Source organism: Leptolyngbya iicbica LK (assembly GCF_004212215.1).
GTDB classification, from domain to species: Bacteria; Cyanobacteriota; Cyanobacteriia; order Phormidesmidales; family Phormidesmidaceae; genus Halomicronema; species Halomicronema iicbica.
Window position 1 is genome coordinate 39,893 of record NZ_QVFV01000009.1, and the last position, 23,228, is coordinate 63,120.

General features: G+C 55.8%; 24 protein-coding genes. 12 read left to right on the forward strand and 12 right to left on the reverse strand.

Translation table 11 applies throughout. The features are described from left to right. Positions 1 to 50: 50 nt before the first annotated feature. From DYY88_RS21540 to gnd, 3 genes are all read right to left on the reverse strand, one after another. On the reverse strand, positions 51 to 233 hold the full coding sequence (locus tag DYY88_RS21540) for a DUF8622 domain-containing protein (RefSeq protein WP_072041365.1): 183 nt from the start codon (positions 231 to 233) through the stop codon (positions 51 to 53). 28 nt (positions 234 to 261) lie between these two features. Beyond that, positions 262 to 546, reverse strand: coding sequence for a DUF3288 family protein (locus DYY88_RS21545; RefSeq protein WP_039729173.1), 285 nt, complete (start codon positions 544 to 546; stop codon positions 262 to 264). 93 nt (positions 547 to 639) lie between these two features. Continuing rightward, positions 640 to 2,121: an NADP-dependent phosphogluconate dehydrogenase gene (gene gnd / locus DYY88_RS21550; RefSeq protein WP_039729172.1), complete on the reverse strand. Its 1,482-nt coding sequence runs from the start codon at positions 2,119 to 2,121 to the stop codon at positions 640 to 642. A gap of 468 nt (positions 2,122 to 2,589) precedes the next feature. Between gnd and DYY88_RS21555 the strand changes: the two genes are divergently transcribed. Next, a complete protein-coding gene (locus tag DYY88_RS21555; protein ID WP_052288670.1) occupies positions 2,590 to 2,856 on the forward strand; it encodes a hypothetical protein in 267 nt (88 codons plus the stop codon). Then, on the forward strand, positions 2,853 to 3,269 hold the full coding sequence (locus DYY88_RS21560; protein ID WP_039729171.1) for a PIN domain-containing protein: 417 nt from the start codon (positions 2,853 to 2,855) through the stop codon (positions 3,267 to 3,269). The genes DYY88_RS21555 and DYY88_RS21560 overlap by 4 nt, the downstream gene beginning before the upstream one ends. A gap of 52 nt (positions 3,270 to 3,321) precedes the next feature. Here the strand turns inward: DYY88_RS21560 and DYY88_RS21565 are convergent, their stop codons facing one another. The 3 genes from DYY88_RS21565 to DYY88_RS21575 all read right to left on the reverse strand — a co-directional run bounded on the left by DYY88_RS21565 (position 3,322) and on the right by DYY88_RS21575 (position 5,234). Beyond that, complete coding sequence (locus tag DYY88_RS21565) at positions 3,322 to 3,816, reverse strand: anthrone oxygenase family protein (RefSeq protein ID WP_039729170.1); 495 nt, start codon at positions 3,814 to 3,816, stop codon at positions 3,322 to 3,324. A gap of 164 nt (positions 3,817 to 3,980) precedes the next feature. Then, a complete protein-coding gene (locus DYY88_RS21570; protein WP_039729169.1) occupies positions 3,981 to 4,484 on the reverse strand; it encodes an anthrone oxygenase family protein in 504 nt (167 codons plus the stop codon). A gap of 120 nt (positions 4,485 to 4,604) precedes the next feature. After that, a complete protein-coding gene (locus DYY88_RS21575) occupies positions 4,605 to 5,234 on the reverse strand; it encodes an NAD(P)-dependent oxidoreductase (protein ID WP_039729168.1) in 630 nt (209 codons plus the stop codon). Positions 5,235 to 5,456: 222 nt separating this feature from the next. On the opposite strand from DYY88_RS21575, the gene DYY88_RS21580 reads away from it, so the two are divergent. After that, positions 5,457 to 6,329: a helix-turn-helix domain-containing protein gene (locus DYY88_RS21580; protein WP_084607183.1), complete on the forward strand. Its 873-nt coding sequence runs from the start codon at positions 5,457 to 5,459 to the stop codon at positions 6,327 to 6,329. A gap of 299 nt (positions 6,330 to 6,628) precedes the next feature. On the opposite strand, the gene DYY88_RS21585 is transcribed toward DYY88_RS21580, so the two are convergent. Continuing rightward, a complete protein-coding gene (locus DYY88_RS21585; RefSeq protein WP_039729167.1) occupies positions 6,629 to 7,072 on the reverse strand; it encodes an Hsp20/alpha crystallin family protein in 444 nt (147 codons plus the stop codon). Between the two features lie 533 nt (positions 7,073 to 7,605). On the opposite strand from DYY88_RS21585, the gene DYY88_RS21590 reads away from it, so the two are divergent. The 3 genes from DYY88_RS21590 to DYY88_RS21600 all read left to right on the forward strand — a co-directional run bounded on the left by DYY88_RS21590 (position 7,606) and on the right by DYY88_RS21600 (position 11,360). Next, positions 7,606 to 8,262 (forward strand): TetR/AcrR family transcriptional regulator, encoded by a 657-nt coding sequence (locus DYY88_RS21590; RefSeq protein ID WP_044148837.1) that lies wholly within the window; start codon positions 7,606 to 7,608, stop codon positions 8,260 to 8,262. Between the two features lie 247 nt (positions 8,263 to 8,509). Further along, positions 8,510 to 9,859 (forward strand): AAA family ATPase, encoded by a 1,350-nt coding sequence (locus DYY88_RS21595; RefSeq protein ID WP_044148836.1) that lies wholly within the window; start codon positions 8,510 to 8,512, stop codon positions 9,857 to 9,859. Further along, positions 9,849 to 11,360 carry a tetratricopeptide repeat protein gene (locus DYY88_RS21600; protein ID WP_052288669.1) on the forward strand — a complete coding sequence of 504 codons (1,512 nt, stop codon included), beginning with the start codon at positions 9,849 to 9,851 and terminating at the stop codon, positions 11,358 to 11,360. The genes DYY88_RS21595 and DYY88_RS21600 overlap by 11 nt, the downstream gene beginning before the upstream one ends. Positions 11,361 to 11,424: 64 nt before the next feature. Here DYY88_RS21600 and DYY88_RS21605 read toward each other — a convergent pair whose 3' ends face one another. Then, positions 11,425 to 11,550, reverse strand: a complete 126-nt coding sequence (locus DYY88_RS21605) for a 50S ribosomal protein L11 methyltransferase (RefSeq protein WP_367889318.1) — start codon at positions 11,548 to 11,550, stop codon at positions 11,425 to 11,427. A 282-nt stretch (positions 11,551 to 11,832) separates the two neighbouring features. Here DYY88_RS21605 and rsgA point away from each other — a divergent pair, with 282 nt between their 5' ends. Further along, positions 11,833 to 12,906, forward strand: coding sequence for a ribosome small subunit-dependent GTPase A (gene rsgA / locus DYY88_RS21610; protein ID WP_039729165.1), 1,074 nt, complete (start codon positions 11,833 to 11,835; stop codon positions 12,904 to 12,906). 380 nt (positions 12,907 to 13,286) lie between these two features. Here the strand turns inward: rsgA and prmA are convergent, their stop codons facing one another. The 3 genes from prmA to hemW all read right to left on the reverse strand — a co-directional run bounded on the left by prmA (position 13,287) and on the right by hemW (position 17,182). Next, positions 13,287 to 14,183, reverse strand: a complete 897-nt coding sequence (gene prmA, locus DYY88_RS21615; RefSeq protein WP_242517655.1) for a 50S ribosomal protein L11 methyltransferase — start codon at positions 14,181 to 14,183, stop codon at positions 13,287 to 13,289. 32 nt (positions 14,184 to 14,215) lie between these two features. Then, positions 14,216 to 15,799, reverse strand: a complete 1,584-nt coding sequence (gene serA / locus DYY88_RS21620) for a phosphoglycerate dehydrogenase (protein WP_039729164.1) — start codon at positions 15,797 to 15,799, stop codon at positions 14,216 to 14,218. Positions 15,800 to 15,937: 138 nt separating this feature from the next. Then, on the reverse strand, positions 15,938 to 17,182 hold the full coding sequence (hemW, locus tag DYY88_RS21625) for a radical SAM family heme chaperone HemW (RefSeq protein ID WP_044148833.1): 1,245 nt from the start codon (positions 17,180 to 17,182) through the stop codon (positions 15,938 to 15,940). A 191-nt stretch (positions 17,183 to 17,373) separates the two neighbouring features. Here hemW and DYY88_RS21630 point away from each other — a divergent pair, with 191 nt between their 5' ends. The 3 genes from DYY88_RS21630 to DYY88_RS21640 all read left to right on the forward strand — a co-directional run bounded on the left by DYY88_RS21630 (position 17,374) and on the right by DYY88_RS21640 (position 20,368). Continuing rightward, the gene (locus tag DYY88_RS21630; protein WP_039729163.1) at positions 17,374 to 17,955 is read left to right on the forward strand and encodes a hypothetical protein; all 582 of its coding nucleotides are present in this window, start codon (positions 17,374 to 17,376) and stop codon (positions 17,953 to 17,955) included. Positions 17,956 to 17,981: 26 nt separating this feature from the next. Beyond that, on the forward strand, positions 17,982 to 19,211 hold the full coding sequence (locus DYY88_RS21635) for a hypothetical protein (RefSeq protein WP_152624710.1): 1,230 nt from the start codon (positions 17,982 to 17,984) through the stop codon (positions 19,209 to 19,211). A 218-nt stretch (positions 19,212 to 19,429) separates the two neighbouring features. Next, positions 19,430 to 20,368, forward strand: coding sequence for an alpha/beta fold hydrolase (locus DYY88_RS21640; RefSeq protein ID WP_039729161.1), 939 nt, complete (start codon positions 19,430 to 19,432; stop codon positions 20,366 to 20,368). Positions 20,369 to 20,539: 171 nt separating this feature from the next. On the opposite strand, the gene DYY88_RS21645 is transcribed toward DYY88_RS21640, so the two are convergent. Next, the gene (locus tag DYY88_RS21645) at positions 20,540 to 21,043 is read right to left on the reverse strand and encodes a hypothetical protein (RefSeq protein WP_039729160.1); all 504 of its coding nucleotides are present in this window, start codon (positions 21,041 to 21,043) and stop codon (positions 20,540 to 20,542) included. A 232-nt stretch (positions 21,044 to 21,275) separates the two neighbouring features. Between DYY88_RS21645 and DYY88_RS21650 the strand changes: the two genes are divergently transcribed. After that, a complete protein-coding gene (locus DYY88_RS21650; RefSeq protein ID WP_130199554.1) occupies positions 21,276 to 22,634 on the forward strand; it encodes a mechanosensitive ion channel family protein in 1,359 nt (452 codons plus the stop codon). 207 nt (positions 22,635 to 22,841) lie between these two features. Further along, the gene (locus DYY88_RS21655) at positions 22,842 to 23,195 is read left to right on the forward strand and encodes a hypothetical protein (RefSeq protein ID WP_039729159.1); all 354 of its coding nucleotides are present in this window, start codon (positions 22,842 to 22,844) and stop codon (positions 23,193 to 23,195) included. The last annotated feature ends 33 nt before the right edge of the window (positions 23,196 to 23,228 follow it).

A 23,228-nucleotide genomic window follows, 5' to 3' on the forward strand; every position in this document is an offset into this window, starting at 1 on the left:
TAACGAAGGATGGCTAAAGCGAATATTCGTAGTGCCTTAACTTCCTCCATCTAGTGGCGTTTACGGGCTTTCCAGGTGCCACCGTAGGTGTAGTGAGGATTATTTTGCTGAACGGTAGGCCAGCAGTGAGGACAGACAAACTGCCAACGTCCCGACTCGTCTATTTGCACTCGGTACAGTACGGTAGCCATCGTCTGACAGCGATCGCACTGCTTTTCGCGGACCCGTGCCATTAATCTTGTTCAACTCCTAGCCGTAACTTCAGCTCCAATCTTCGCGGTTGCGTCCCAGATTTTGATAAATGCCACCTTGGGCATGGAGCTCACGGGTCTTGGTGTACAGCTCTTCTTCGGTCAGGCCGATCTTTTTAAGGGCTTTGTCTAAATCGCGCTGAATATCGCGCGCGCCCTGAAAGCCTTTGTAGCGAATGATGAGGCGAGCCAGTTCCGACAGGTTGTAGTCGGTCACTTCGCCTTGCAAAAGTTGATTGACGATCGCGCGATCGCCTTTATATTGCGGATGTTCCTGATCGGTACTTTCAGTCATATTTCGCGAACCCAACGACAAGGGCAGAGAACTGGATAATCACCCTAACATTCTCTGCCCCGGCTACTGACTATTTTTCTGGTCAGAAATGGCCTACACTGCGGCTTTGCTCGGTGCTGCCGTCCACTCATGGTGAACGAAGTTGCCCCGAGGCTCGTCAACCCGCTCGAAGGTGTGCGCCCCAAAGTAGTCGCGCTGCGCCTGGGTCAGGTTTTGCGGCAAGCGATCGCGGCGATAACTATCAAAGTAATCTAGCGATGCACTAAAGGCTGGCACCGGAATACCCGCCTGCGCGGCTAACACGATCACCTCTCGCCAAGCCGCTTGGCGATCGAGAATAGTCTGCTTGAACTCAGGAGCCAGCAGCAGGTTTGCCAGCTGACCATTCTCGTCATAAGCGTGCTTAATCTTGTTCAAGAACCGCGCCCGAATGATGCAGCCACCTTTCCAGATGCGGGCTGTCTCGCCCAAGTTGATCTTGCCGTCAAACAGCTCTTGGTTGCCCTTGGAAATCAGGTCCATGCCCTGGGCATAGGAACAGATTTTGGAGCAGTACATCGCATCGCGAATCTTGTCGATCATGGCCTTCTTGTCACCGGTAAAGGTGAAAGCTGGGCCGCTCAACTCTTTTGACGCGGCCACTCGCTGATCCTTCAGCGAAGACATGATGCGGGCATCTACTGCGGCGCCGATGGTGGGAATGGCAATGCCCATTTCCAAGGCGTTGGTCGCCGTCCACAGACCAGTCCCTTTTTGGCCCGCTGCATCCACAATCAGCTCGACCAGGGGCTTACCCGTCTTTTCATCCATGTTGGTGAAAATGTCTTTGGTAATTTCGACGAGGTAAGAGTCCAGTTCTGGCGTGTCGTACCACTCGTTAAACACTTCGTAGAGTTCTTCGTGGTTTAAGCCTAAAACGCTCTTCATCAGGTCGTAGGCTTCGGCGATGATTTGCATGTCGCCGTACTCGATGCCGTTGTGCACCATCTTGACGAAGTGTCCGGCCCCACCCGGACCGATGTAGGTGACGCAGGGGCCATCATCCACCTGGGCGGCAATCTTGGTGACGATCGCCTCAATTTCTCGATAGGCCGCTTCGGTGCCCCCCGGCATTAGACTGGGGCCGAGCAATGCACCTTCTTCACCGCCGCTGACGCCCATGCCAATGAAGCCGAGGCCAGTGGGTTCGAGTTCTTCCGTCCGCCGCTGGGTGTCGGTGTAGAGGGAGTTGCCACCGTCGATGATCATGTCCCCTTTTTCAAGTAGGGGCTTGAGTTGCTCAATCACGGCGTCAACGGCGCGACCCGCTTTGACCATCACCAAAATGCGGCGAGGACGTTCCAACGCTTGCACAAAGGATTCTAAGCTGTAGGCCGCAAATACGGGCTTGTTGGGGTCTGCATCGCTGTCTTTGGCGACTTCGAGGTTGAACTCGGTTTGTGCCCGTTTGACAAAGTTGTCCGTCTTTTCGGGCGAACGGTTGTAGACCGCGACGGGAAAGCCCTTGCTTTCGACATTTAGGGCCAGGTTTTCACCCATGACCGCCAGGCCGATTACGCCAAACTTCTGTGCCATAAAAAAAGTCTCTCTGAACTTGCCTAAGCGAACAATATGAGTGCTGATAGCAGGGGTGCCCTCAAACGACGCTTTGGGTGTTGTGCCCATGCACATCCCAGGGCAGTGCGTCACAGCGAGATGTGTACAGGTTAGTCAACTTTTTTGGAAGACTGGGCATCCCAAAGGTTTTCTTTGGAATAGGCCTGAGAAATCTCTATCCCAAGACCGATAGTGTTAGGGAACCGTGATTTTTGGTTGAATTGAGCAGGCGTAAGGGGCAGGGCGGTGTCCAAATGCTCGGAGGTTGCGCTGCTGAGCTAGGATGCGCCATTACATGATGCTCGAATCAAAGGATTGCATCTTCTCTAGTGAGGTTGGCCGATGCTCAAAAATTGTCGATCGCTCAGATTGCTCTGAGAAGAGCGGACTCGAAATCGAATTGTGTTGGCCGTTAGAATTGCTTCATACCCTTCTGATTCACCTGCGATGATCCCCCAAGAGCTGCGAGAACAAGCTATGCAGTTGCCGATTACTGAGCGTTGGCAACTTGTGCAAATGTTGCTGTCTTCCATTCAGCAAGAGACGCAGACCGCTACCAATGAGGCTGATGAGTCAACTCAATCACCAACCGAAATCGGCATCGCGATCGCCCACTTGCATCCCTGGACTCAGAGTTTTGTCGGTCTCCTGCCAGCGACTTCAGAAGATCTGCAGGCAACCTATGTCGATTACTTAGAGGAGAAATACGCTTGAGGCGAGTCTTACTGGATTGTGATGTGATTTTGGATGTATTTCTCACACGTCAGCCCTTTGTGCTCAACTCGGCTCAAGTATTGGATGCTGCTGCTACTGCAAAAGTGGAAGGGTGTTTGGCTGGTCACGCAGTCACGAATATCTACTACATTTTGCGTCGTCAACTGGGGCGAGATGCGACTCATCAAGCCCTCCGAAAATTGCTGGAACGCCTGCGAGTGGCGAGCATCACTGATGAGGTTGTTAAAGCGGCCTTGCAAAGTCCGATGAGTGATTTTGAAGATGCCGTTACTGTTGAGGCTGCCAAAGCGGCGGGTATAGATTCAACTGTGACGCGCAATCTCCCAGATTTTGCCGCGGCTTCGATTCTGGTATTGCCGCCTGAAGGCTTACTGGAGCAGTTAGCCGAATAATCCGTAACCTGGGAGCCGCGATCGCCGCCGGGGATGAACGGGGTACTGTTCCTCACGACGCGGTTGACCGTGCAAGGGTAAAGAGGACGGCAGCGATCGCGGCGGCGACGGTCCGCACGTGGTTCCAAACTGTCCAATCGTTCAGATATTGAGCCCAGAGGGTGGCTCCGGCGGCACTGTCCGGATTGACCACAGCAAGGGCGTCGTTGAGGGGGACGTTGCCCGCGATGGTGACGCCAATGGTGCCGACAAGATAGAGCACCGTCCCCGCTAGCCAAAACAGCGCCCCTGGTTGGTTAAACGGGCGGAAGGTGGTCAAGGCCAAGAGTAACCCGATTAGCCCCGGCCCGAAGAAGACCACCATGAACCAGGGATTGATCACAGTAATATTGATGGCTTGCATGGCGGCAATGCCAGCGGCGGCGGTTTGCTGGCCGAGAGCCTGCATGACAAAGGTGGAAAAAGCAAAGAAAATCCCGGCGGTGAGGGCACTCGCGATCGCGACGAATAGGCTGATGGGTGAACGAATGGTTTGAGTAACGGTCATGTCGCCTCTTAGGGAGAAGTGTGTGTTGAGGGATGGGGCGGGCAATCGACGGCTGTGGACTGATGGCTGCGGTTTGGTCACCTGACTCCACTGGGGTCAACACAGCGGAATTGGGTTTGCGAGGCCAACCACCGACTGCTAGTCGAACTGGACATCGCGGCGCTTCAAAGGCTAAAGAGCAGAATCATAAACAGCACCGATGCCAGGCTCGCAAACGGGGTTCTGACTAAGTTCCAGCGATTCCAACCGGGTTCAAAATTGCGCCGCGCCGCCTTCAGGGCTGGGGCATCCATGGCATCGACGTTGAGCGCTTGGAGGCGATTGTTGAGCGGTACGTTAATGGTGAAAGTCGAAAGTTGGACGCCCAGGATGTAAATGAGAGGAGCCGCGATCAATAGCAGGCGCTGCATTCCCGCTAACTGTCCGAAGCCCAGTCCTGCTGCGGTCACCGCCGCTACGATGGAGCCCATCCAGACGGCCACCATGATGGGCTGATTGTTTTGGATGACCCCGTCAATGACCTGAAAGGCTCGGATGAATTCGCGATCACCCAGCGTTTTGATGCCGGGCATGACGACGGTGGCAAAGGCAAACAGAAAACCTGCTACTAGGGAACACAGTAAAGTGGCCAAAATCAGCACAAGTTGAAATGTGAATGCAGTGGACATGGTGCAAGGTCCTTGATTTGAAATGTCAGTTGTCGCAGAAGAGGTCGTCCTCCCAGGGAAACCGCGATCGCGCGGACGGCTTCGCCGATTTCCCCAGGGGCGATAGATGCCAGTCGCCATTTAGTAAGACAAGCTGGCGGCTTGATACAGAGAGGATTGATCCGAGAGTTGCTTGAGGATGAAATCCGCCACGTCGGCCCGAGAAATTTGGAGGGTGATGTTGCGATCGCTGCTGGGAAAGTTGTGGCGATATTCTCCGGTCAGTGGGCCATCGGTTAGGGCTCCTGGACGCACGATGGTCCAATCCAGGTTGCTGTTGCGCACCAGGGCTTCCTGTCGTTCGTGGTCGGCAAACACCTGGCGCAAAATGAAGCCAAACATGACGTATTTCCAGTAGAAGTCCAGATTGCCCCAGCTATCTCCCGTGCCCAGGGTTGAAAGGCAAATCAGTCGGCGTAGCCCCACCTTTTCCATCGCCTGGATGATTTGTCGGGTGCCCTCTGAGCGAATGGTGCTCTTTAAGTTTTTGCCCGCCCCCAGCACACACACGACAGCGTCTTTTCCCCGAATGGCCTGTTCGACTGCCGAGGCATCCATCACATCCCCTTGAGTGAGGTTGAGTTGTGGATGTTGAATATCGAGCTTGGACAAATTGCGGGCAAAGGCGGTGACGGTATGTCCCTGTTCCAGAGCCTGCTGAACGACCTGCGCACCGACAGTTCCAGTCGCACCAAAGATTACGAGTTGCATGGATTGATTCCTCAATGAAGACATCCTTAGCCTACGGAGAGGGGCGGGGTGGCGCTTTCACGTTTTTGCGAGACTGTCACTTTCTTGCGGTGAGTTGCCTCGTCCGGGGGGACAACCTAAAATAAACGCAACCTTTTTCGCCGTTCACGGGTTTGGGTGGCGGCAATTGCTTAGAGATATCGAGCCGCTTGCATACATCGCCAGTAGGAACCTGTGGAACTGATGGCCGCTTCGCAACCGCAATCAGATTTGCCGCCAGAGTCGCCGCCTGCGATCGCCAGCTCGCCCCAAACACCCGACATTCAGCTCGAGCATTTGCAATATCCACCGGGGGAAGGCATCGTTCACAGCCCCGATCGCCACACATTGTTTGTCAGTCTGACTCCGCGTCCGATTCGGTATCATCAGGCGCAAGACGGGAAGTGCCATGATGCGCTCTATCGCCATGGCGATTTCACCGTGACGCCTGCTGATTTGTCATTTTTTGCGCGCTGGCAAGATACCGAAAATTGTTTGCAGTTGCAGGTCAGCGATCGCTGGCTGCGCTCGGTGGCCCAGGAAACGCTGGCTGGTGTGGGCGATCGCCTGACACTGGTGCCCACCTTTCAGAGTCGCAGTGGACAAATTGCCGCGATCGCCACGCTGATGCTAACTGAGTTGCAGCATCAACACCCCGGTGGGGCACTGTACTTAGATTCCTTAGCTCAAGCTCTGACGGTGCAACTGCTGCGACAACATGGCAGCACTCAGGCGCAACTGCCTCAATACGAGGGGGGCTTGCCGCCTTATCAACTGCGCCAGGTTTTGGACTACGTGGACAACCATCTCACCCACGACATCAAATTGGCTGATTTGGCCCAGCTCTTGACCATGAGCCCGTTTCACTTTGGCCGCATGTTCAAACAATCGATTGGGGTGTCGCCCCATCAATATGTGATTCAGCAGCGGGTCGAGCGGGCCAAGCGTTTGTTAAAACAGGGCGATCGCCCCATTATCGATATCGCCTTCGATTGCGGCTTTAGCAGCCATAGTCACCTGACCAAGCAGTTTCGGCAACTCACTGGGGTGACGCCCACTGCTTTTCGAAAGGGGTAGCGATCGCGGCCATCCGATGCATCCATCGTCCCCGTTCTCTCAAGCCTCCTTCCCCGTCCCTCTTCTCTCACGCCAGAGAAGCGGCTGAATTGCCCCTTCAACCTCTATTAACGCACGCCCATCATCTCAACCCTTCTCCCCGAAAATACGGTAAGTCGGCTTTTGTCTCTCCTCCATTTGCTTGAGAAAAGGAAGAATTTATAGCCGAGAGATTTTGCATAAAAAAGAGGCATCTCTTTACATCAAAGAGATGCCTAAAGATTCTAGCTATCGATTGATCGCTTAGTGCTGTAGAGCCACTAGCTAAGCGAAATTTTGACAACTTTATTGCGCTCTTCTGCTGCTTTGGGCAAGTGCAACTTCAGAATTCCATCGTTGTAGTCAGCAGTGGCGCTGCTGTTGTCAATGCGAGTCGACAGTGGGATGACGCGACGGAATGAACCATAGTGAAATTCACTGCGAGTCATGCCATTTTCTTCGGTCGTTTCTTCCGATTTGCGTTCGCCACTAATGACGACCGAGTCTTCTGTGACTTGAATGTCAACGTCTTCTGGTTTCAAACCCGGCAATTCGACTTTCAGGGCGATCGCGTCATCGGTTTCGGTCAATTCAGCCGCTGGCATGAAGCCTTTGAAGGTAACATCGTCATCTCTGAAGGGGCTGATAGAGTCAAATAAACGGTTCATTTCTCTTTGCAGCGAGCCAAATTCACCAAAGGGTGTTTGACGAAGTGCAAGTGTCATAAAAACAACCTCCTGAGCTCTCGATTAACGGCTCCTATTGGGAATAGGACTCCGGCTAGCGGAAAGTTGGCAACGGCCAATAACTCTGGTCAACTAACTTTCACAATTAAATCTTATCAACTTGCTGAGATTGCTGATTTCGGTTTAGAGCACCTGTTTAATTAGGGTTTTCCTTACTGTTTGGAAGTAGATCGGTTTTCCAGAACATTTAATTCGGTTGTCCAATTTTTATGCGTTTCTTAAAATTCTGGCCACAATTTTTTGTCTGATAATCTTCAGAACGTAGCTAGTCCTTTAGGCTGGGAATGCGCCAAAATTGTCGGCAGAAGCAGCCACGGCAGGCCCCAAATTAATTCGTGAAAGATAAATTTTTCTATCGGGATTGACCGATTATTTTGTATTCAGCCGTGATTGACTGACTTTTGTCGCTGAGTGTGAGGTTATGTGAATCTGAGCAGCGATCGCGTTCTCACCCGCTGCAAAATAGCCTTAGCACACGAGTGCTCTATGAATGTCATTAGTGGTTCTCTATTATGGTTGCTTATTACTCCCCCGCTGCAACCGGCCTGGAAAACGACACAGAAACCAAAATTTTGCAGGCGGCTCAGCAACTGTTTGCCCGCCAGGGATATGGCGGCACCACGACCCGCGATCTCGCGCAGGCGGCAGGCGTCGCCGAGGGGACGCTGTTTCGACATTTTGAAAGCAAGAAGGCCATTTTGCTGAAGGTGGCGGCGGATGGGTGGACCGAGTTGCTCACCGACCTGCTGACTGAGCTGAGCGAGATGGCGAACTACAAGGCGATCGATCAGGTCATGCAGCATCGCATTGACGACATTCCCCGCAATGCTGATTTGATGCGGGTGTGCTTTATGGAAGCCCAACTGCATCCAGAGTTGCAGGGGCCGGTGCAGGGCGAAATGCTAGCCAAAATGGTCGATGTGACGGAAGCCTTTTTTCAAACCGCGATTGATCGCGGCATCTATCGTCCCCTCAATCCTCGGGTGTTAGCCCAAATCTTCTTGGGGATGTTTGCGATCGCGGGCTTTACCCACTCAGCGCTGGGCGACCAAGCCAACACGTCGGAGCAGGTGCAAGCCTTTGCTCAAGGACTGTCCGATGTCTTTCTGAATGGTGTCTTGACTGAGCGTGACTGTGCGACTGAGACACAGCCGGTGCTCGATCGATAGGGCACTGCTCGGCAAGTTACTCGTCGGTCACATGGCCTGGAGGGTGGTGATGTGGTCGCAGCATGATGCCGCTGGCAATTTGCAGGATCGCTCGGAGGAGTGCGATCTCGTCCCAACCGTGCGCTGCTAAAGTTGGCTTGCTATCAAAGCGGTGAAACTGCACTGACGGTCCATCTGCTGACACATCTCCTAAAATTGCAGTACCCCTGAAATGCACGTTTCTGAACTGTGGTGAGATAGTGCGACTGTGAGCGAAAAACTGCTGACCCAGATTTACAACGCCTTTGACCCCAAGCGCCCGTTAGAGCCGGACGACCCGTTTTATGTGCAATGCCATGAGGTGCGGGGTGATGAGAACATCATCAACGAAGTGGGGCGCAACATCATTCGCTCGAATCAGCCGACGTATCAGCTTTACACCGGGCATCGGGGCGTCGGCAAATCCACAGAACTGCGGCGACTGCGGCGGTATCTGGAGTCGCAGCAGCGCAAAGTTGTCTACTTTGAAGCGACGGATGATCTGGACGACACCGACGCCAAGTACACGGATATTTTGCTGGCCTGCACGCGGCACCTGCTCGATGACCTCCAGCGACAGGCGAATCCGGGGCCGTTGGTGGGCTGGCTTAGGTCGCGCTGGCAATCGTTGAAAGATCTGGCCCTGACCGAAATCGAGTTTGATGATTTAACGCTACAGCAGCAGATTGGGCAGTTCACCACGTTAACGGCAACGCTGCGCCAGGTGCCGACGACGCGAAAAACGATTCGAGAACAGGTGGATATTCACTCGATTTCGCTGATTGACGCGCTGAACGAATTTATTGCTGAGGCCCAACGCAACCTGGCAGCGCAAGAACTGGTGGTGATTGCCGACAACCTTGACCGGATTGGCCTGATTCGGCAGGACGATGGCAAGACCAACCACGATGAAATCTTTATTGACTACAGCAGTCAGATGTGTCGGCTGGCCTGCAATGTGATCTACACGGTGCCGATTTCGCTGGTGTACTCGAACCGATCGTCGCAACTGCGGGACAACTATGGCGATATTCATGTGTTGCCAATGGTGATGGTACGGCGGCGCGACGGCACGATTCATGAGCCGGGATTGGCCAAAATGAAGGAGCTGGTGGCGAAGCGAGTAGGGCATTTTACCGACCGGGCGCTGGTGCCAGAGGTCTTTGAAACGGAGACCGTACTCGACAGCTTGTGCTTGATCAGTGGGGGGCACATGCGAGAGCTGATGCAGTTGGTGCAAACCGCGCTGAACTGGACGGATGAGTTGCCCATCCGGCGGCAGGCGATGTTGCGGGCTGTTGCCAAGGGGCGCGAAGACTATCGCAATGCGGTGGATGAGGTGGACTGGGCGAAGCTGGCGGAGGTGGCTCAGACGAAGCGCATTCCCAATGATGACGACTATCGCGAACTGCTGTTTAACCGCTGCGTGTTGGAATATCGCCTGGTGGAAGAGGCTGATGATGATTTGCGGATCGTGCGCTGGCACGACGTGCATCCGCTGATTCAAAAACTGGAACCGTTTGTGAACGCGGTGGAGCAACATCAAGCCGCGCAGGAGGATGAGTCCCATGGCGATTGACCCGCTAGACCAACTCGACCTGTCGGAACTGCCGGACTACGACGCTGACGCGGAGTATGGGGCGCTGCTGCGGGCGTTGCGGCGGCAAGAGGGCTTTGGCATTTTGTTTGTGCGCTGCTCGCCGAGTCAGGGCCGCCAGCTGATTGACGAATTGAAACAAGATTTACCACAGAAGCGCTGTGCAGAGTTGACGCTGAGGGAGCCGCTAAAAGATGGGGACTTTTTTGGGTTTGCGGCTGCATTTGTGGCGGAGCATCCGGCGGATGTGGTGTTTGTGCAGGGCATGGAGCACTCGCTGCTGGATTATGAGGAAACCAAGCGACAAAGCGGCTGGACGAAAGCGGAGATTCAGAACTATAGCTGGAAAGACGTACCGCCCATTTTGCGGAATCTGAACCAGCAGCGAGATCGCTTTCGCAATGAGCTGCCTGTATGTTTTGTGTTTCTAGTGCCGCTGTTTTTGGTGAAGTACCTGAAGCGCCGGGCACCGGACTTTTTTGATTGGCGATCGGGCGTGTTTGAGCTGCAAGATGACGACGCCACCCTGAAGCAGCAGGTGGAAGACTGTCGTCTCGAAGACCCGAGCCAAATTAAGAATCTCTCAGCGGGCGAACGGATTCAGCGGGCTTTGGAAATTAAAGATTTGCTGGATAATCCCACTATCCAGAGCGACCAGCAGTTTCGGTTGTTGTATGACTTAGGCCTCATTCAGTTTGAGAATCAGGATAGCCGCAGCGGCTGGGTAAGCTGGGACAAGGCGAGTCATGTTCCTGTCTGCGAAGCCGAAAGCTTATATCTACAAGGCAACGTTCTTTACAAACTCAGGCGCTATGAGGAGGCCATTGCCAGCTATGAGTGCGCCGTCAAGATAAAACCCGACTATCACGAAACTTGGTATAACTGCGGTCTTGCCCTCCATAATTTAGGGCGCTACGAGGAGGCCATTGCCAGCTATGAGCGCACCGCCGACATCGAACCAGATAATCATTACGCGTGGTACGGCCGCAGCCTTGCCCTCTACAACTTAAGGCGCTACGAAGAGGCCATTGCCAGCTATGAGCGCGCCGTTGACATCGAACCAGATAATCACTATGCGTGGTACGGCCGCGGTCTTGCTCTCTATAACTTAAGGCGCTATGAAGAGGCCATTGCCAGCTATGAGCGCACCGTCGACATCGAACCAGATAATTACCACTCGTGGTACGGCCGCGGTCTTGCCCTCTATAACTTAAGGCGCTACGAAGAGGCCGTTGCCAGCTATGAGCGCGCCGTCGAGATTAAACCTGACTACCACGAAGCGTGGTACAACCGCGGCATTGCCCTCGATGACTTAGGGCGCTATGAGGACGCGATCGCTAGCTATGATAAAGCGCTAGAAATTAGGCCGGATTATGAACTTGCTCAGGACAACCGTCAGATTGCTCTTAAAAAGCTGAGATCGCCTTTAAGGAGGCTAACGTCTTGGTTTCAAGGTTGGTTTGGTAACCAGGCAGTGAGCTAAACCACGTCGAAGTCCAGAACTGGAGCGGTGAGGTCGGATTTCCCTGGCTGAAGCTAGATGAGACCTAAGAGCGGCGGATGTTGAGGCAGCACCACTCCTGCCGTCGCCACAGCGTCGCCACCACCCAACCATGCTGCTCTAGCGTGTCCGTTACTAGCTCCGACTGCTTTAGCAAAATACTGCTAAGAATACCCTAGATCCAGTTGCAGGATGAGTAGTACGCGGTAAGCTTTCCAACCAACCATTAAGATTTTGGTGCAATCACACATCCGCCAGATTGCCACCGTGTGAACTCGTTATACTACAAATAATCCTTGAATTTAGTCGGGAAGGTGTTTTATGGCTGAGTCGGTAATCAACGCTACGCAACTCTTGATTTAATCGGCAAGGTCAGAAGCTGCTGCTTCACTCTCGATAGTTTCGAGTTCCTTAAGGACCTTGCCTAGCAATTGGTTTCTTAGAGGACAAAGCATTGAATTTAGAACAGTTTGGCTGGTGCGCCAACAGCACCAGTGCGCTTGCGTTTGCAAGTTTTGAGCAAGCTGCTTGGGTGGCCGCTCGCGTCATTGCGGAGCAACGGGGCGCCTATCGGGTTCACACCGGCACCGTCGCATACCCGGCGCAAATAACGGGGCAGTTGCAGCACCGTACGGTTGACCCATTAATGTTGCCTGCGGTGGGTGACTGGGTGGTTGTAGAACCCCATGCCACACAAAATACCGCCACCATTCACCAAGTGTTGCCCCGGACGAGTCAGTTTGTCCGCAAGGTCGCGGGTACGACAACGGCGGGTCAGGTTGTGGCTGCCAATGTGGATACGGTTTTCCTGATGTCGGGATTGGACGGCGACTTTAACCTGCGGCGCATTGAGCGGTATTTGGTCACCGCTTGGGATAGTGGGGCGAGTCCCGTCATTGTGTTGAATAAGGTCGATGTCTGCACGGATGTGGCCGCAACGATCGCCCAGGTGGCGGCGATCGCGATTGGGGTGCCCATTCATGCCGTTAGTGCCGAACTCGGGCGGGGGCTGTCACAGCTCGATCCCTATTTGCAACCGGGCAAAACCGTTGCCCTCATTGGTTCATCGGGGGTGGGCAAATCGACCTTGACCAACTATCTGCTGGGTGATGCCCAACAAAGCACTCAAGCTGTCAGGGCTGACGATAGCCGTGGCCGTCATACCACCACCCATCGGCAACTCATCCGCCTACCGTCCGGGGCTTTATTGATTGACACACCGGGCATGCGAGAGCTGCAGCTTTGGCAGGTGGGTGCCGGCTTGTCAGAAACCTTTGCCGACATTGAGGCACTGGCCGCTGATTGCAAGTTCCGCGATTGTCAGCATGACCAAGAACCCGGTTGTGCTGTGCAAGCGGCGATCGCGGCGGGGCAACTGACCGCTCAGCGCCTACAAAGCTATCAAAAGCTTCAGCGTGAGCAGCAATGGATCGAACAGCGTCGTGAGGGACATGCTCACCAAAACACCAAGCGCCGCTGGAAACAGATCACGAAAACCATGCGGCAACGACAGCAGCCTCTGTCGTAGGGGCGAGCAATATCGGTCGGAGCAAGGCGATCGGCAATGATGATTAAGGGGTCAATACCATCGTCAAATTGCGCGCTTACAGTCGCGATCGCCTTTCATCCCAACGCCTGTTTACAATACCCCCACATGTAGGGGCGAAGGCCGTTCGGTATCTGTTTAGGAATCAGGATTTTATAAAACCTAAGTTTTTTCGGTAGCCTTTTGCCTGCACTTGAACAGCCGAGACGGCTGTTCACACTTAATTAAGTTCCCATTCCTTAGTGGGGATTGAGATCCTCCGCTGTCGCTGCCCCCTTGCCAAGGGGGCTCAGAATATCTTGTTAAGGGGAATTTAGGGGGATCAGTAGCAGCCTGATGCTAAATAGATACGCCGTTTGCCCCTATGAGCGGCGAATATTTAAACAGCACCACTCTTTGCGCCGCCACAGGGTGGCGACGACCCAGCCATGCTGCTCCAGCGTGTCGGCCACCAGCTTCGACTGCTCCAGCAAAATGCCGCTGAGAATGCCCCAGCTCTGGGGATGGGCGATTTCGCTGAGCTGCGGGATCAGATCGACAATCACCTCTGCCAGAATATTGCAGAGAATGCCGTCGACGGGTTTTTCCAGGGTCTTCATCAGGGTATCGAGACTGCCCTGTTGAACCTCGATTTGAGGAGCGGTGAATCCATTGAGGGCCGCATTTTCTTGGGTGGCGCGCACCGCCAGGGCATCCAGATCGACGGCGTAGGCGTGCTTGGCGCCCAGCAGCAGCGCCGCAATAGAGAGAATGCCAGAGCCGCAGCCAATATCCGCTACCGTCACGTCGGGGGTGTCGGAGTCGACGCGCATTTCCAACGATTCCAGGCAGAGTTGGGTGGTGGGGTGGGTGCCTGTGCCGAACGCCGCCCCCGGATCGAGTTGCAGGATCAGGCGATCGCTGCCCTCGGGCTTATCCATCCAGGCGGGATTGATGATCAGGCGATCGCCGATCTCCTGGGGCGACCAGTGATCTTTCCAGCTTTTCGACCAGTCTTCTTCGTCAATCAGCCGCCAGGTCGTTTGGGGAATGGCCAGCTGTGAACAAATCGCGTCTTGCTTGATGCGCAACGCCAGGGCCGCCAAGTCCAGCAGCTCAAACTCATCCTGCGGAAAATACGCCTGAATCTGCCGAAAGTGAGTCCGCCGCTGGCTGGCAGTGCCGTGCCCCCCAAAGGTTTCAAACCGCCAAAAGACGGTATCTTCCAACGCGGGGTCGCACAAAACCTGAACTTCCCACCAGCTATTGACCAAGGTCATGGATTCTCTCTCGCGTGCAGAGCAGATGCGATCTAAAGGCTCACGGTATAAGCATCCCGAATGCCGGGCACCTTTGTAATCTCATCTAAGATACCCTCTGGCAGGGGATCATCGATACTCAGCACCATCACCGCATCGCCCCGCACAATTTTGCGGCCCACCTGCATACTGGCAATGTTGACGTTGAAACTGCCCAACAGCGAGCCAATTTTGCCGATGATGCCCGGCATGTCGCGGTGCAGGGTAAACAGCATGTGCTTGGTCGGCGGCACGTTGATGGGGAATTCGTCGATATCAGTAACGCGAATCTCGCTGCCCCCCAACAAGACGCCACTGACGGAATGCTCGCCCAGGGAGCCGACAGCGGTCAGGCGCAGGGAGCTGGTGTAGCCTTTTACGTCGGTGTCGCGGGTTTCGATGACGTGAATGCCCCGCTCTTTGGCCTCAATGTTGGCGTTGACGTAGTTCACTCGCTCTTGCAAGGCGTGGGAGAGTAAGCCTTTCAGCGCCGCAATGACGACGGGCTGGCTATCTTTTTGTGCCAGTTCGCCCTGCATTTGCACATTCAGCGACTCGATGCGACCGCCCGCCAGTTGGCCCACCAGGTTGCCCAGGGTTTCTGCCAGTTGCAGATAGGGGCGCATTTGCTCCATCACGTCGGCTCGTAGACCGGGGATGTTCACCGCTGATTTAGCAGGCAAGCCCAGCAGCACATCGCGAATTTGTTCGGCGACATCGGTGGCGACGTTGATCTGGGCTTCTTCGGTCGAAGCGCCGAGGTGCGGAGTCAAGATGGCTTTGCGGTCGAGCGATCGCAACGGCGAATCCGGCCCCAGGGGTTCTTCCGCGTACACGTCCAAGGCGGCTCCGGCAATCACGTCTTTGCTCAGGGCATCGGCCAACGCTACCTCGTCGATAATGCCGCCCCGCGCACAGTTGATAATGCGGGTGGTGGGCTTCATGGTGGCCAGGGTCTTGGCGTTGATCAGGTTCGCTGTTTCGGGGGTTTTGGGCAGGTGCAGGGTGATGTAGTCAGCCTCGCGGAACAGCAAATCCAGTTCGACCAGCCGACAGCCCAGTTTTTCGGCCCGATCCGCCGAGATAAACGGGTCATAGGCCAGCAGCTTCATGCCCAACGCCCGCGCCACGGTCGCCACGTGGGAACCGATTTTGCCCAGACCCACGACGCCCAGGGTCTTTTTATACACTTCGACGCCTGTAAAAGCTTTGCGATTCCACTCGCCCGCTTTAACCGACTGATCCGCGACGGGGATGTAGCGCGACAGGGACAGCATCATCGCCAGGGCATGTTCTGCGGCGGCGATGGTGTTGCCCTCGGGGGAGTTCACCACCACGATGCCGCGTCGGGTGGCGGCGGGGACATCCACATTATCGACGCCGACCCCAGCCCGACCGATGATTTTGAGGTTTTGCCCCGCGTCAATCACGGCTTGGGTGACTTTGGTGCCCGAACGAATCATCAGCGCATCGTAGTCCCCGATGATGTTGGCGAGTTCGTCGGGAGAAAGCTTGGTCTGCACGTCCACTTGAGCGACCTGCGACAAAATATCAATGCCGGCCTGATCGATGGGGTCAGATACTAAAACCTTGGGCATGGTGAGTCAGAGATAATGAGGTGCCTGCGCGTGGGAAATTGCTGATGGTGGCAAGAACCAACAGTCGCCCTCAATAGGGCTCCAGCAAATTTCCAGATGCCATTCTACTGCATGACTGCGGCCTGCACACGGCGAATGCTAGGTCGCATCGAAGGTTTCAAACAGCTTGACCAGCACTACATTGGAAAACAAAAAGCCCTCGGGATCGGTGAACCTGACCACGGTTGCCCGTTCCTCTTCGTCAGCGACCCAGCCTTGGCGGCGGTAAGGTCGCAGACATTTCTGCAACTGGGTAACTCGTTCCTCACCAAATTCTTCTACCAAATCTTTTAAGGAAATGCCTTCGGCCAGGCGCAGGCCCATCATCAAGCGATCGAGCCAGCGATCGCCCGTCGTCACGGACTCCAAATCCAACTGTCCCCCCGCCGCCGCATAGGTTTGCAGCCAGTCGGCATAGTCATGGGTGGTGCGGGGCCGCTGAAACCGCTGGCCCTGGGTGTAGCTCGCGGCCCCCATGCCAAAGCCATAAAATGGGCGATTTTCCCAATACACCCGGTTGTGCTGGCACTGATAGCCGGGTTTGGCGTAGTTCGAGACTTCGTAATGGTCGTAGCCCGCTGCAGTGAGGAGCGATTGGGCCAGACGATACATTTCCGCGGTCTGGTCGTCCGTCGGCAGGGGATCGGCCCCAGCGGTGTAGCGGCGATGGAAGACGGTATTGGGCTCTACCGTCAGATCATAAATAGAGAGGTGTTGAGGGTTATAGGCGATCGCCGTCTCCAGCGCAATTTTCCAGGTCTCGACGGTCTGGTGGGGCAGGCCAGAAATCAGATCCAGACTCCACCCGGGAATGGCGGCAGCGTGGAGAGCTGCAATGGCCTGCTGCACGTCCGCCAGTCGATGGGTGCGACCACACGCTTCCAGTTGTGTATCGGTGAAGGACTGCACGCCCAGACTGACCCGATTCACGCCTAGTTGCCGCAACGCCGTGAGCGCCACCCGGTCAAAGGTCCCGGGGTCCATTTCCATGGAAATTTCCGCGTTCGGCTTGATGCCAAAGCGATCGCTCAACGCCTGCAAAATCTGCTCCACCTGGGCCACTGCCAGCAGCGACGGTGTGCCCCCGCCAAAGAAGACCGTTTTCAGTGGGGCTCCCAGGGCAGGCGTCACCTGAATTTCTTGGCACAGGGTATCGACGTAGGACTGGATGCGGGGCGACGTTTCACCCCGCGCGCGATCGCCCGCCACCGCAATGGGAAAGTCGCAGTAAAAACACCGCCGCCGACAAAAGGGTATGTGAACGTAGGCCGCCTGGGGGGCAGCCAGTCCGGGATGTGAGGCTACAACGGCGGGGGAATTCTGCACGGTGGAATTAGACGACATCCAAAATCACGAATAGACAGACCATATTTGATGGTATCGCTCCTATTTCTGGTGTGGGCGGGTTGGGGCCGAGCCGTGATGGCATCTGTTTCCCCACATATCCTGTAGGGGCGAGGCATTCTCGAAGTAACGGTTCGGGATCACCAGCATGTGATTTCGAGAATGCCTCGCCCCTACGTAACCATTCACCCATGACCCTAATTATCTGCCCTGGTATTCATGATGTGGCGCTGAGCGATCGCTTCCTCGCTGCCCTGAACCAGCAACTAACCACCATTGGCAGTACGCTACACATTGCCGAAGGTCAGGTTTTCCCCAGCGATCGTGAGGCTCCCTTCAATGGCCTGGCGGTCTGGTCATTTTTGCAAGAACAAGCGAATCCTGCCGAACCGCTGGTGCTGATTGGGTTTAGTGCCGGGGTGGTGGGGGCGATCGCGGCAGCGAACCTGTGGCAAGGGCAGGGGCGCATGGTTGCGGCGGCGATCGCGGTGGATGGGTGGGGGGTGCCGCAGGTGGGCGACTTTCCGCTGTATCGGGTCAGCCACGACTATTTCACCCACTGGAGTTCCGCTGTGCTGGGGGCGGGGGCCGACAGTTTCTATGCCGATCCGCCCGTGGATCATCTGGATTTGTGGCAATTTCCCGATCGCGCTGCTGGCTTTTGGGTGTCGTCATCCGCGCGAGGCCGCCCCACGACGAAAGCGACAACCGCGATCGCGTTCATTGCCGCCATAATTTGCCAATATGAGGGCGCGAGCCCCAGCGATCGCTGATTTCCCCTTGCTCAAGTCGAGGCCCAATGCCTCTTGAGACGGCCATGAACAACTTGCTGAACCAGCTGTTTGCCCTCACCCGTTCCCTCATCCCCCAGCCCCTTCTCCCAAAACTGGGCGCAGGGGGGCCGGAAAAAGTCTCTCTCCCAGTTTTGGGAGAGGGATTTAGGGTGAGGGCCAAACGGTCACGGCGAGGGCGATCGCTCCCCTGGTTGCTGAGTGGCCTGGGGCTCGTTTGGGCGATCGCGCTGTTGCCCCCGGCTCAGGCCAACATGGCGAATCCGGAGTGGCCCGGTCATTTGCTCACCGAACCGTGGACGGATGTGGCGACCCTAGCGATCGTGCACGAGGACTTGGTGCTCGATTTGCGCCCGCTGGAAACCGAACGTTACGCGCATATACAAGCCACTTACACCATCAACAATCCGGGAGAAGCAACCACCGTGGCGCTGTTGTTTGCTGCCCCTGGGCTGGAATCGGGCACCGTCACGCTGGATGGAACGCAGGCTATCGCTGCCACCCCAACTGCTGCCCCCACCATTCCCGACGACTGGGACGACGCCAGCTTTTATCAAGAAGTCCAGGGGCTAGAATTTCAGGTGCCGCTGAGTTCGGGGCAGCACGAGATCGCGGTGAATTACCAAGGCTTGCCCAGCAGCGACGACGCGGGCGTCTATCGGGAATACACGCTGCAATATTGGCTGGCCCCCGCCCGCCAGTGGCAGTCTTTCGGCACCCTTACGGTGGACGTGTTTGCGCCTTCTAACTGGGAAACGATGTTCGATCCCGATTTGGCGGGAGTCGAGGCGGGTCACTGGCAACAAACCTTTGATGGCCTGCCCGGTGATGTCCTGACGATCGCCAGTCGGCCCCTGATTTCACCGATCGCGGGCTTTTTGCGGGGGCTGTCACTGGTGGTTGGCGTGGCGATCGCCTTTGCCGTTACGGGTTGGCTGTACTACTGGCTCGGAGGCATTTCCCAGCGTCACGCTTGGTCGGGCGGGGGGCTCGTGCTGACTTTCCTCCTGGTCATGCCCCTTAGCATTCCTCTGTTTTGGGGCCTCAGCGGGCTTGGGGTGTGGGGCAGCGAGTCGTTGTTAAGCGGTGCCCATTTGGGCGTTAGCTACCGCTATTCCCGCATGATGATGATGCTCCTGGGAGGCGTGATCGCTGCTCCCGCCGGGTTGCTGACCGCCATCTTTGGCTTTGTGTATGGGCGCCAGCAGCGGCCGCCTCAGCCTGTGATCGACCGTTAATCTGGAAATCATTGCCCGATCGCGATCGGGCTCAACCTTATGAACGGTCGAGCCTTGAGTTCAGTACCTGATGGTTTTCAGGAGATGGGCCAACGAAGCGTAATCCGTCATAAGGCTGGCATCTCACTAGAGTCGCGATCGCTGAAACTCCGCTTTACCTTGCCCACCCTCACGAGTCAGGCGGTACCCTAGCAGTAGCAATCTGCTTGTGCTCCCTCATGCTGCAATTTCTTCCTCCCGGCTTTGAGCAAAAGGTCACGGCCACGTCCTTGGGCATCATGGCCTACTACACCCAAGCTGCCGATCGCCGATGGGCGACTGCGTCTGATGCCGCTGAACCAGCCACCTTAGTCTGTCTGCACAGTTTAGGCGGTGGCTCATCGGCCTACGAATGGTCAAAGATTTACGGGGCTTTGGCGGCGGACTACCGGATCATTGCGCCCGATCTGGTGGGGTGGGGGCAGTCGGCGCATCCCGAGCGCGAGTATTGCACCGAGGATTATTGCGACATCATTGCGCATTTAATCGAACAGGTGGCCGGGGCTCCGGCGATCGTGGCGGCCACCTCGTTAACGGCAGGAGTGGTGGTGCGCTTGGCGATTCAGCGGCCCGAACTGTTTCAGGCTTTATTTTTGGTATCACCGTCCGGCAATGACGATTTTGGCGTGGGCTATGGCTACAGCCTGCCGGCCATTTTGGCGGGCACCCCCGTCATCGATCGCCTCATTTACCAATTCGGCGCCGCCAACGAAACGGCAGTCACTCAGTTTCTTACCAACTTTCTGTTTGCCCATCCCGATCGCATCACGGCAGAAATTGTGCAGGCTTACACCACCTGTACCCAACAACCCAATGCCGAATACTCCGCGCTGGCTTCCCTCAAAGGGAATGTCTGCTTTGACCTGACCCGCTACATTGGCCAACTTACCGTGCCCACCACCATCGTCGTGGGCGAAAAGTCCCGATTTAATCGCCCTGACAAAACCAAGCGTATGGCCGCCATGAACCGCGCCGCCATCCAAACCGTTCATGTGGTGCCCGATGTCGGTGTGTTGCCCCATGTTGAAGAGCCGTCGGTGGTGGTGGGGCTGCTACGAGCGTTTCTGCGCCAAACGTTAGCCACTGAACGCCCGTCCTCCGTCCCGGTGCTCAGCTAATCGAAGTTGATTTGCTCTTGGCAGTTCACTGCCAGGCCGCATCTTGCTCTGGCTGATCGACAATGGCAGCACGTAACGTCCAAAGTTCAAAACGGACCTTTCACCACCAAAAAACGGGAGCGCCGATGACGCTCCCGCAAGTATTGAAATGAGTTTCGTTAGCCGTCGTGCTTAGCTAGCCGTGGGATAGCCCAAAACCTCGCGGGCTTGGTTGAGTGCTTCGGCATCACCCTCGACCATGAGCTGAAAGCGGCGAGGCACATCTGGGTTGCCCTTTTGCTTTTGGGCGGGCAGTTGAGCATTGCGAATCCGGTTGCCCGTAAACAGACCGAAGATTGCCCCAGCCGCAATAAAGGCCACGATGGAGAACTGATTAAACGTCGTGTTCACCAGATCGCCGTAGGCAATGGTGGAGTAGATGGCGACAAAGACGACGCCGACCACACCGCCGGAAAAGGCCCCAATCAGCAACCCCGCTTCTGGGCCGACGGTCGTGCCCATTGCGGCCACCTCTTCATAGGTGTTGATGTCGCCTTCGATGCTGATGTTGCTCAGGGATAAGTCTTCCTGCTCATGCAACAAATTTTGGGCGGCCTCAGCCGCTTGGCGATTGTCAAACACTGCCAGCTGTTGAGTTTGAGTGGTGGGCCGCTGTTGTGTTGTTTGGGCTGTCATAAAGTGTTGTCCGTTACTGCGTCTCCGTTTAACGAGGCGACGGTGTAGCCGCGATCGCTAAACGCATACTTTTACCTTGACGAAAAAATTACCGATACCGACTCCGTTAGTAGAGGGATTTGCGATCGCTGAAAGATGGAAAGTGGAGGGAGCGGGGAAGTCGGGGGGCAGTTGCCAGGCATCTTGTCGGCATGGCAGGCTCAGGGGGAAAAGGGCGGACATCGGTGAGGAGATGACAGGGATGGGGCGGCGATGGTCAAGGCAGGTGCAATGGGGCCTCTGGGGGATGCTGCTGAGCTTCCTATGCGTGGTGATGTGGCCGGGGGTGTTGGCGGCTCAGAACAATGGCGCGATCGCGGAACCGGCACCCGCTGCCACGACGACGATGCAAGAAGCCGTCTTTTTTGCCGATGTGCTGGTGCGGGGGCAACCCGTGCTGCAAGTGGGCAGCGTGGGCGAACTGAGCGCGACCGAGCGGGCTCAACAGATTAGCCGCCGCATTGCGGGCCTGGTGCAACAACCGCAACCGCTAGATGCAGTCCAAGTGCGGTATGACCGCTCCCGTAACCTGGCAACCCTGCAACTCAACAATCGAGTGATCATGACCGTGACGCCCCAGGATGCGCTGGATTTTGACACCACTGTAGAGGCGCTAGCCCAGGAATGGGCGCAAAAACTCAATGCCTCGTTCGAGCAGCCGAATCTGGTCATAGAAGTGGCGGGAAGACTAGAGGGCACTCTCGTTCAATTGCGGCGCGGCATTCTCAATAATCTCTCGTCGATGATTGGCGCACTTTTGGTGCTGCTGTTGACCTGGCTGGCGGCGAAGGGGGTGTCGCGGGGCAGCTATCTCTGGGCCGAAAAGACGGAGGGCGATCGCGCTACCGAAATTCTGATCAGTCGCCTGAGTTATGGCGCGGTTTGGTTTATTGGCTGCGTCATCGCCCTGGGCGTATTGGGACTGAACTTTGCGGCCTTGCTCGGCACCTTGGGACTCACCAGCGTGGCGATCGGCTTTGGCCTCAAGGATATTCTGAGTAATTACCTGTCGGGGCTGATTTTGCTGGCGGCGCGGCCCTTTCGCATTGGTGATGAAGTGGTGATCGATCAATATGAGGGGCGCGTGGTGCAGGTGCAGTTGCGGGTCACCACGGTGCAAACTTACGACGGTCGGCAGGTTTACATTCCCAATCAAGAGGTCTTTCAGAGCAGCATTACCAACAACACCGCGTCACCCGTGCGGCGCAGTAGCGTGCTGGTGGGCATTGACTATGAGGCGGATCTGCGACAGGCGAAAACCGAAATTCTGACGGCGATCGCCCCCGTTGATGGCATCGAAGCTGACCCACCCCCCATCGTTTTGGTGCAAGAGTTGGCGGCCAGCACCGTCAATCTCGAAGTGCTCTTTTGGGTCAACTCGCGCCGCAAGTCGTTTTTGCAAGTCACCTCTGAGGCCCGCCAGGCCATCAAAGAGCGCTTGGAAGCCGCTGGTATCGAGATGCCCACCGACATTTACACGCTCAACTTCCGCAATCCCCCCCCGTTTGAATCATTTCACCCCGGTTCGGGAGCCAATGCGCCACCGAGCTAAGCCGCTGCCTGAACCGCCGAGAGCATCGCCATGGTGCCCAATTCCGTCCCCAACTCAGGCGGCATGGCCAGCGATCGATCTCTATAGAACGAGGGAGGAATGTGGCCGGAATCCCTGATGGATTGTCGCTTTTGAGCGATGTCGTCGCTGGGGGTAGCCACCTATGGTTTAAACAGATGCACGCAAAAGGAGGGCGATATCCCAAATATGGATACTCAAACTCAATCAACTAATAATCAATCGATTCGTCAGCCTTTGACGCCCGAGCAAGTCTCGCCCGAGCAGGCCCAAGCTAATGCCGCCGCCATGCAGGAAGGCAATCCGACGTTGAATCCTGGCGACATTATAAATCGCGAATTGACCTTGGAAGAGAAGGCGAAAAAAGTCGCGGTGAACGTGGCAGACATTACTGGTGACAAGATTGTCGTCCCGACCTATTTCATCGTGGATGACCCCGAGGAAGGTCAGAAAGCGCTACACCATATCCACGATGCGGAAGAGATTTCCGACGTGATTCGCCAAGCTCGGGTCGATGAAAATGGCGATCGCACTTGGTGGTAAGCCACGCACCAAGAACGTGATCACGCTGATCAT